The organism is Streptomyces sp. NPDC031265, from assembly GCF_055570295.1.
Genome location: NZ_JBVIHM010000056.1, coordinates 16,081 through 25,977, shown reverse-complemented (window position 1 = coordinate 25,977; position 9,897 = coordinate 16,081). Strand labels below are relative to the sequence as shown.

At 68.0% G+C, this 9,897-nt stretch carries 6 protein-coding genes; 4 read left to right on the top strand and 2 right to left on the bottom strand.

Features of this window, described 5'->3' with window-relative positions; all coding sequences use genetic code 11:
- Window positions 1–153 precede the first annotated feature (153 nt).
- Window positions 154–969: a phosphotransferase enzyme family protein gene (locus ACZ499_RS39660; protein WP_468682023.1), complete on the top strand. Its 816-nt coding sequence runs from the start codon at window positions 154–156 to the stop codon at window positions 967–969.
- A 511-nt stretch (window positions 970–1,480) separates the two neighbouring features.
- On the opposite strand, the gene ACZ499_RS39655 is transcribed toward ACZ499_RS39660, so the two are convergent.
- Window positions 1,481–2,119 carry a pyridoxamine 5'-phosphate oxidase family protein gene (locus ACZ499_RS39655; RefSeq protein ID WP_468682019.1) on the bottom strand — a complete coding sequence of 213 codons (639 nt, stop codon included), beginning with the start codon at window positions 2,117–2,119 and terminating at the stop codon, window positions 1,481–1,483.
- Window positions 2,120–2,195: 76 nt separating this feature from the next.
- The gene (locus ACZ499_RS39650) at window positions 2,196–3,290 is read right to left on the bottom strand and encodes a globin domain-containing protein (RefSeq protein ID WP_468682017.1); all 1,095 of its coding nucleotides are present in this window, start codon (window positions 3,288–3,290) and stop codon (window positions 2,196–2,198) included.
- Window positions 3,291–3,946: 656 nt separating this feature from the next.
- On the opposite strand from ACZ499_RS39650, the gene ACZ499_RS39645 reads away from it, so the two are divergent.
- From ACZ499_RS39645 to ACZ499_RS39635, 3 genes are all read left to right on the top strand, one after another.
- Complete coding sequence (locus ACZ499_RS39645; RefSeq protein ID WP_468682015.1) at window positions 3,947–4,096, top strand: hypothetical protein; 150 nt, start codon at window positions 3,947–3,949, stop codon at window positions 4,094–4,096.
- Window positions 4,097–4,334: 238 nt separating this feature from the next.
- The gene (locus ACZ499_RS39640; RefSeq protein ID WP_468682013.1) at window positions 4,335–4,847 is read left to right on the top strand and encodes an RICIN domain-containing protein; all 513 of its coding nucleotides are present in this window, start codon (window positions 4,335–4,337) and stop codon (window positions 4,845–4,847) included.
- Window positions 4,848–5,511: 664 nt separating this feature from the next.
- The gene (locus ACZ499_RS39635) at window positions 5,512–9,768 is read left to right on the top strand and encodes a golvesin C-terminal-like domain-containing protein (RefSeq protein ID WP_468682012.1); all 4,257 of its coding nucleotides are present in this window, start codon (window positions 5,512–5,514) and stop codon (window positions 9,766–9,768) included.
- Window positions 9,769–9,897: the final 129 nt, after the last annotated feature.

Genomic DNA, 9,897 nt, shown 5'->3' with positions numbered 1-9,897 from the left:
TATCGGGGCGACCCTCCGCCTTGCGATCGCACGCACCAGACGCCGCCGGGCCCGCCCTTCGGGCGGACGACGCTACTTTCGAAACACGCCCTAGTTCGAAGCGCATTTCGGGACCGTCCCACGCGTGATCGACCTGACGGTAGCGTGATCGACATGACGGCTGAGGGCGAGATGGCACAGGGCGAAGCCCTGACCGGCGGCATGGTGAACGCGGGCGCGGTCTTCCGCCACGGTGCCGTGGTGGATCGCCCAGCGCCGCGCACCGCACGCGCCCTCCATGCCCATCTCCACGCGCTCAGAGAGCACGGGTTCGACGCAGCTCCGAGGCCGGTCCGTCTCACCGCGGACGGCCGCGAGCAGCTGACCTACGTCCCCGGTGACGTCGCTCTACCGCGGTTTCCGCGCTGGGTGATGACTGAGACCGCGTTGAGATCGGTGGGGAGCCTGCTGCGGCGCCTGCACGACGCCAGCGCGGCCATCGCGGTTGACACACGCGCCGAGTGGCCCCGATCCCTGGCCGACCCTGCGGGAGGAACGATGCTGTGCCACAACGATGTGTGCCCGGAAAACGTCGTCTTCCGCGACGGCCATGCCGCAGCCCTGATCGATTTCGACATGGCGGCCCCCGGCCGAGCAGTGTGGGATGTTGCCATGACCGCCCGCTACTGGGTTCCCATGCTCGATCCCACCTCCGCGGCAGCTCTCTATCCCGCGGGACTGGATGCCCCGACACGACTGCGGATCCTTGCCGACGGCTATGGCCTCTCCCTGCAGGAGCGCGCAGAACTGCCTGACGTCATCGAACAGGCCACCGCATCCTGCCGGGCCTTCGTCGCCGACCGAGTGACCGATGGTGACCCCGTCTACACCCAGACCTTGTCCGAGCATGGTGGTTGGCAACGTTGGGACCGCATCCAGGGGTGGCTGGTGGCTCACCGCGATGTTTTCACGGCTGCCCTGTTGAACTGACGGGTTCAGAGGTTAACGAACAAGTTAAGCCCGCGCGCGGGCGGGTACCTCCCGGGCAAGGGCGATCGCGACGGCACCGAGAAAGACTCCCAGTGGTCCAGCGCTGCCACTTGGCCCATGCCGGGCGGCTCTTGAGCAGGCTGGCGATTGAGCCAGCCGCGCCGATCGCTCAAGTCGTCGCCGTCTGCTACCAAGAGCAGATCGGCTCTGGCCGTGTCCACGGGAATCTCAGCCGGCGGAACTGAGTTGCTTACTTCCACAACGATTTCAACGGAGTGGAGGGCGGTCCGCCGCTGGGCGGGGTGCGGTAGCCGGTCGTCATGGGGGTGACGCTTGTCCCGGCCTCCGCGGTGCCCCACGGTCACGAGCACCTCATCCGCCCGTGTTCCCCATCGTGTCCCAGCCCGTCATCGCCGTGGTCCGGTGGCCGGGTGGACCACCGTCTGCAGTGGTTCGTGCGAGCCGCCGATCTCGCTGTGCCGCGTCCTTCGTGCGCAGCGGCGAACGGGGCTTACCGCCGAGGGGCGTCAGGTTGGCGGGAGGCCGGGTCGGCGGCGTGCCGAGGGCCGGTGAAGTAGTGCGCGTCCTTGGGGCGTGCGGGGTCATGAAGGGTGGGGCGGGGGGACTGTGTCAGGTGGGGTATGTACTTGGAGCAGTGGATATAGGCTTCCTGGACACTCAGGTGCACCCACAGCTCAGGACCGCGCCCCGGTGCGACGTCGGACGGCAGTCCGTGATGGAGTGAGCGCAGGTCGGTGTCGGTGTACAGGCGGGCCACGCCGTTGACATGAAGGCCGACGCGGTCGTGGGTGAAGTCCACGAAGAGCATGCCGAGATGAGGATTCTCCCCCATGTTGCCGGCGCTGGCGAGCACACCGTTGCCCCGGAACTCCGGGTAGGTCAGGGTGTGTTCGTCGATCACATGGACGAATCCCGGCGGGCCTGCCCGGAAGCTGGCATCGCACTCCCCCCGCGAGTCGGAGGTCGCCAGGAAGACCATGGACTGGCGGCCGATGAAGTCCCGCATCTGGGGTGTCAGACAGGGGCGCACCTGCTGGTCGTAGAACCTGTGGGCGCGGTCGGCGGTTCCCAGTTGCTGCTGCAGAAGGTGTTCACCTGCTGATCCGAAGGACGTCGGGCGCAAAGACACGGAGTGCTCTCCTGGCAGGGAGGAAGGGAAACAGGGGGAGAGGTGACTACAGGGGTGGGGCCGGCCGGGCGCTGCCTCAGGGAGTGGCCAGGACGGGGGTGTCGAACGGGTCGTGATGGATGCGGTCCGGCGACGTGCCGCTGAGCGTGAGGGTCTGCCTGGCGGACGTGATCATTGGGGCCGGACCGCTGAGGAAGACGTCGTGCTGATACCACGGTCCGTACTCGGCCAGGACCTGCGGCAGAGACCCCCGGATCCCAGGGATGTACTCGTCGGAGACCGCGCTCGTGACCGTCAGCCAGTGATGCCGCTGTGCCATGCGCAGCATGTCGTCCACCCCGTACAGCTCGGCACCGGTGCGGGCGCCGAGGAAGAGGTTCACCTGGTGTCGGCCGCCGCGTCGAGCGACCTCTTCGATGAGCGCGCGGATGGGGGCGAGGCCGGTGCCGCCGGCCACGCAGAGCAAGTCGCTGTGGACGGCGGCGTCCAGCACCATGTCGCCCATGGGCGCGCCCAAGTGGACTACGTCGCCCACCGCGGCTCGGTGCACCATCGCATTGCTGACCGAGCCACCGGGCACGGCGCGTACGTGGAAGGTGAGGGTGCCGTCCTCGCGGGGCGCGTTGGCGGGGGAGTAGGAGCGCCACTGCTTGGGATACCAGGGGGTTTCGACACTGACGTACTGACCGGCGGCATGCTCGTAGGGCATGTGGGGATGCAGGGTGACCTCGGCGATGCCGTGCCCGCAGGGGACGAGGTGCACGATCGTGGCGGGCCAGACGGCGGGCCGTTCCTTCGCGTCCTGCTCGGCAGCGCTGATCATGACGTCGGCGACTGCTCCGTACGCCTTGGTCCAGGCGGCGGCGATGTCTTGGGTCCAGGCGGGACCGGCGTAGCGGGCCAGAGAAGCGAGGAGGCATTCGCCCACGGCGGGGAAGTGTGCCCGGAGCGCGCCGAATTTGCGATGGTCACGCCCGAGGTGTCCGCAGAAGCGGACCAGGTTCTCCACATCGTCGACCAGGTCGACGATGCGCAGCAGGGCGCGCAACAGGCGGCCGCGCTGGGCGTCCATCCCAGGCGGGAACATCGGCCGTACTTCGGGATAGCGGGCGAAGAGGATCGCGTAGAAGTAGACCGTCATGTCTGCGGCAAGTGGCTCGACCACCGACACGGAGGCGCGTATGAGCTCTATCTCGTGGGCCGACAAAGGCGCCTCGGCGACCTCTGGCGCAAGGGTGTGCTCGGCCGGCGCGGGTTCCGGGTCCTCCTCCGGGTGGGGGAGAACGGGCGTGCTGCCTGGGCGTCTGATCCGGAATCTCAAGGGACCAGAGCTCCGCCGCCCGGTATTCGAGTCGGCCGGACCTGGGCGGACCGCAGGGTGGCCGCGTTGACGGAACAGCGCTCCTGATGGGCACTATGGGCGGGGAGGTCGCTGGCAGGCATGGGTCCTCAAGACGGGGCGGGAGCATCGATGCGGACTACGCAGCTCCGGACGCTACCCGATCACGTAGGTGACTCAAAAGTAGCCAAGGGATGCGCGAAATGGCCGCCCTGTCCGGTTCTGAACGCATAGATGCCGTGGTGTTGCCCGCGATGGCGAAGGCAGGCAGGCAGGCGGCAGCTGCTCCCCGTCGGGGCAGCGAGTCAGGAAGCTTCCGTCGCGTGCGATGTGCTGGGGACTCGTCGAGGCCGGAGGCCCCCGGGGAGACATCATCGACGTGCGGGTGCAGGAACCGGACCGCCTCGACCAGAACGCTCTTGCCTCCAGGGTCGGGACGTCGAGCCGGGTGCGTGCACGGTCAGTTCGGACCACTGCGCAATTTTGTGATGGGCGGCTCCAACCACTCCAACCACACCGTGCTCGCCCGGGAATTCCAGGACTACCTCAGGTGGCGTAACACCAACGACGACCTCGACGACGCACGTTGGGCGCGGCTGGCCACCGAGTTCCCCCCCAACAACTGCTGGATCTGCTGATGCTGTGCGGCTGGTACCACGCCATCAACTACACCGCCCGCGCCACCAGGCTCCCCCTCGAACCGGGCGCGCCGCGGTTCTCCGACTTCGCCGCCCCGGGCAGCGACGACATGTGACGCCAGGGGTGCTGCGTGGATTGTGGAGAAACTCTGCACGCCTCGCACATCCCAGCCCGCCGGGCGTGGCTAGATTCACCGGTGTTGCAGACGGCAAATATCTCCCTGATGAAAGGCGTGTCATGCGCAAGCCAATGGCGTTCCTGTCGGCGGTCTTCCTGGCGGTGGGCTTCCATACGGCCATGGCCCCGCAGGCCTCGGCGGCCGGCCCCAACTGGGGAGAGCTCTTCACCCCGGTCGGCCCCGGCAGCTGGTACCCCGGAAAGTGCGCCACCCCCAAGGGCAACAGCACGGCCAACGGGACCATCATCACCCTGTGGACCTGCACGGGGGACGAGCTCCAGAAGTGGGACCGCGACGACTACCAGATCGTCCACAAGGCGAGCGGGAAGTGCCTGACCCCGCAGGGCGACGGGTACAACGTCAACGGCGCGGTGCTCACCCTGTGGCCGTGCGACAACAGCGGCAACAACCGCAGCCAGCAGTTCTGGTCGGACGACTGGTCCATCAAGACCAAGTACTCGGACAAGTGCCTTACCAACAAGGGCGGTTCGTCCGGCAACGGCACCTACCTCACCCTGTGGACCTGTGCCTCGGACTATCCGCCGGAGCAGCACTGGATGATGCGGTACTGACGGGCGGCACACCGGTGGACGGGGCCCCGGCCCGGTGGGCGGGGCTCAGCGGGCACGCGGGTTCAAAAAGACGGGCTCTCAGCCGGCAGGGTGTGATGCCGCAACGCACAGGTGCGGCAGGGGGAAATGCCCGCTGTCCGGCCGCTGTGGGCTGAGGGACAGCAGTGCTGGTCATATCCGCTCACGCGGCATGTCATGCCCTTTCGCGCGGCCGGTCAGAGCAGGTAGACCCCCTGCTCGGCCGGTGCTCCTGGCTGCGACGGGCCTCATGACTTGCGGTATGGGCGGGGGTTTTCCAGCTCCGCCGAGACCGCGCATACCGGTGGCCGCCGCCCGCAGGTGCGCGGGCGAGCCGTTCATCGGAGATCTGTTGGCCGCACCGGATGTGCGGACCAGCTGAGTAGACGCCCGCACTGGGGGGGCAGCCCTGTGAAGGCTTGGTCCCACCGGCCGGGTGAACTGGGCTGTGCCCGAGCGGGCACAGCCTCTGACCGACGAGATACGGGGGAGTTCTCTCTTGAGATCCATCCGACGGGCATGCGTGCCGGTAGCCGCGGTGGCTGCCTGTGCGGCCTTGACCGGGGGCCTGCTCCAAGCCGTTCCTGCGGCTGCCGCGCCAACCCCCTCCACCGGGGATGCCCCGCCACCCGCCACGTCCGGACGTGTGGACAGTCCGGACGAGACGCTGGGCAAGGGCTGGAAGATCTCCGAGGACCGCGCTGTGACCGGCGCGGCCGACGCCAAGGCCTTCAAGATACTTGTCGCCGATGAAGCAAAGGCGTACGAGTGGAAGACGGTCGCCGCGCTGGCGGAGCCGGGAGTGCCCGCCGACTCGTGGATCGGCAACCAGTGCGTCATGGACGACGCCCATGTGGCCGCTGTGTATGCCCCGCGCGCGTTCACGAACAAGCCCGACCTCATGCAGGGCGGCGCGTTCACGGCGATCGTGAACACCAGGACGGGTGAGGTGACGAAGCTGCCGTTCACCGCCACGCTCGCCTACTTCGACCCCACCTGTAACACCACCACGCACACGGCCGCCTTCACCCAGTACCGCGACATGAACGACGTGGCGCAGGTGAAGACGCAGGTGATAACCGTGGACACGGCCGGCACCACGGTCGTGAAGACGGGGGAGCTGCGAGGGCAGGTTTCGTCGGCGGCACCGGTGAAGGGCGGTGTCGTCGCCGGTCTGGGCCGCGATCTCGTCCAGATCGACGGCAAGGGGAAGATCCGCCGTCTCGCCAGGGGCGACAGCATCCCCTTCGACATCCGCCCCATGGCAGGTGACCGGATCGGCTTCGTGGATCGCAAGGACACGAAGACGGCGCAGGCGAAGGTGTACGGCGGCAGCGGTCAGCCGCTCACGGTCGCCACCGGGCACCTGGGCGACCTGGAGCTGGTGCCCGGCGCGCAGGGCCGCGTCTTCCTCACCGGCCGTCCCCAGAACGTCAAGGTGAAGGGGAGCGGAGTCACCCGGCTCGACGCGCCGGCCGACACCGACGTCTCCTCCCACGGTCGCCTTGCCGTCGCCCCCGTACTCACCCCCGGTGTCCGCGCCGGACTGACCCGGATCAAGGCGGCCGGGAAGGACTTCGACAGGCCGGCCGAGCCCGAGGCGGGTGTGCGTTCCCGCTCCGGTATGGCCCCCGAGACATCGGACGACGACACCACGATGACGGTCACGTCGACCGTCACGGCGACGGGCAAGGAGGTCCAGCAGCGGGTCGCCCCGACGCGGCAGAGCCCCGTCGACGGTCTCTCCCCCGCCCTGACCGGCGACGCCAAGCCGCGTACGCTGCCCCGTGCGGCCGCGGCCGCGCCCGACTCCCACGACCCCCGTGACACCGACCGCTGGTGCTCCGTCTCCCGTAACGACATGAGTGTGCAGGCGCTGCAGCCGACGTCCAACCAGGTCGAGTGGGCGGTGGACATGGCCGTACGCGGCGAGCTGCGCAGCAATTGGATCCGTCAGGGCGACTACCGCGGCCAGGCCGGGCTCCTTTCGACCGACCCCCAGGGCCTGTTCCCCCGCCCGGAGCTGAAGGGAGGCGGCCGGATCCCCGCCAACGTGCTGCTCGGCATCCTGGCACAGGAGTCCAACCTGTGGCAGGCCGAATCCGGTGCGGTCCCCGGCCAGATGGGCAGCCCGCTGGCAGCCGTGGACGGCTACTACGGCCACAGCGCGAAGGACACCCTGCTCGGCTACTGGCGCATCAACTGGGACAAGTCCGACTGCGGTTACGGCGTCGGCCAGGTCACCGACGGCATGCGCCTGAAGGGGCACGAGAAGACCGGCGAAACGAGTCTTGAGCCGGCGCTGCAGAAGGCGATCGCCGTCGACTACGCCACCAACATCGCCGCCTCCATGAAGATCCTCACCGACAAGTGGAACGAGGTGCACGCCGACGGGCAGAAGATTACGGTCAACAACGACGATCCCTCCCGCGTGGAGAACTGGTTCACGGCGGCCTGGAACTACAACCTCGGCTTCAACCCCAAGTCGGCGGCCGGCCAGAACGGCGGCAGCTGGGGCCTGGGCTGGTACAACAACCCCGCCAACCCCATGTACAAGAAGGGCGCCTGGGACCACCCGTTCATGGATGTGAGCCTCAACACGAACAACATCCGTGACGCGGCGACCCCGCAGTACTGGCCGTACGAGATGAAGGTGATGGGCTGGTCCGCCTGGTCCATCGACACCGGCTTCTCCTACGGCACGGACGGCCGCCAGGGCTGGAAGGGCGAATCGGGGTTCTCCTCCGCCGGCTTCAACCCCGCGTGGTGGACCACCGTTGCCGACCGCTCCCGCGTCAGCCCGCCGATCAGCACCTTCTGCAACACGAAGAACAACTGCAACCCCGCCAGCCCGGTCGACTGCCCGGACGAGGCCTGCTACCGGCAGTTCTGGTGGAACCAGGAGAACGCGACGTGGAAGCCCGACTGTGAGCAGACGTGCGGGCACGAGAACATCAAGTACCAGACCCTGCGCGCCGAGCCCGGCCGAGGCTACCGGCTGAAGAACGGCAGTCCGGTGTGCGCCGGCGCCCCGGCGGGCTCCGATGTCGTCACCTCCATCCCCACCGGCACACCGACGTGGTCGGCTTGCGGGACAGCGGCGTCGACGGGCACGTTCCAGTTCACCTTCCATCCCGACTGGGACCAGCACTATGAGGCGAAGGCCGATCTGCATTCGATCGGCGGCGGCCACGGCGGCCACTTCTGGTACACCCACACCCGTGACGAGGACCACCTCGGCGGCGACGGCAACCGGATGACGATCGAAGGCGAGTGGACGGCGGGCAAGACGTACGACCTCGCAGCCGTCTACGCCTACATCCCCGACACCGGAGCGCAGACCAAGGACGCGAAGTACGTCATCAGCGGCGCTGTTGGCGGCCCCTACGAACGGTACGTCGACCAGGACGCGAGCAACGGCCAGTGGGTGCCGCTGGGCGCGTACAAGTTCACCTCCACCCCGAAGGTGACACTGACGAACTACTCGAAGGGGGCCACCGCCGACCGCGACATCGCCTGGAACTCCGTCGCCTTCAAGCCGATCAGGGGCACGTTCGTCCAGCGCTCCCTGACCGCGGCCGCGATCTTCGACTCGAATCAGGAGCTGAACTCCAACTGGCCGGTGTCGACGGAGATCAACTCGCCCGTGCGGTCCATGAAGTCCCTCTACGACTGGGGGCTGGGCCTGGCCGACAAGGGGCCGCTGTGGAACAACCCGGAGGGAGCCGACGCCCGCGGTCTGTCCTCCGAGGCGCGCTGCCCGACGGCGAAAGCCGTCGGCGAGTGCACGGGGCAGCAGACGTGGGACGCGGCCGATCAGTGGGCCAAGGACATCAGGGAAGGCGGCTCCGCTCCGCGCGCCGACGGCTCCGCCCCCGCGATGTCGATCCCCGTATGGATGGCCATGTCCAACCTGCGTCCTGACGTCTCCAAGCCCGCCTCCGAGGCGTACAGGGACCCGAACAGCTACAAGATCAAGTCTGATGTGAACGTGACGTTCGTGGTCGGTGAGGACGGGAAGATCGTTGACGGCAGCGCCGGGTCGAACTACCGGGCCCGCGTCGGCAACGCCCACCTGCCCCACTTCGTCACCAAGATCATGAAGACGATCGAGGCGGACTACGGGATTCCGGCGCCGGACATCGACTACACCACGCAGGACGCGCTGGAGTACGGCAACGTCCACACCTCCCACCCCTACACGGACGGGGACACTCCGGGTCAGGCGTACTTCCCGCACTTCCGCGGGGCACGCATCGACGACGCCAAGCAGTGCGTCGACTTCCGTGCCGTCGGCGGCGGCGTGCACGGCTACCGCGCCATGATCGGCCACAAGTCGATCAACGACAACGTCAAAGCGTGGGTGGACAAGGTCAACGCGAGCCTGCAGGCCAACCACGCGGTGAAGCGGTTCGCCGGAGACGTCTACGCGATGTTCTTCAAGAACACTGGATCCTGGAACAACAACATGGGCGGCTCCATGATCGGCAATGCGCCTCCGATCTGGCAGGACATCGCCGCGGCCTTCTGCGCCGACGGGTCCGTGAAGCCGATGCACCTGCAGAGGAACGGCGACGCGACTCCGTCCAACGGCATCGTCTTCCAGTCCTACATGCCCGACCTCTACCTCTACGTCGACGACCAGCTGACCGACAACCTCGGCCGCCGGTCGAACCAGCGGATCATCGGTGGAGACTGGAGGAACTTCTCCAATTTCCCCGCCACCGCTCCCAACGGCAACGCCTACGGTTCCTGCTCAGCGGCCACCCGCGGCAGTGGCGGCAACCCGTGGGGGGTCGACGCCCCGGCACCGATCATCGGTGACGGCCCGGGAAACCGGCCGAACAAGGTGGTGCACTGTGACGACCCGGCCAACGAGTTCACTACCAATCTCACCCGGTGAGCGCGTCGGCCATCGCGTGATGTAATGCGAGGAGAGGGGGGGGGGGGGGGGGGGACGCCCCCCCCCCCCCCCCCCCCACCCCCCCCCCACCCCCCCCCCCTCCCCTTCTCCTCCTCTCTTCTCCCCCTC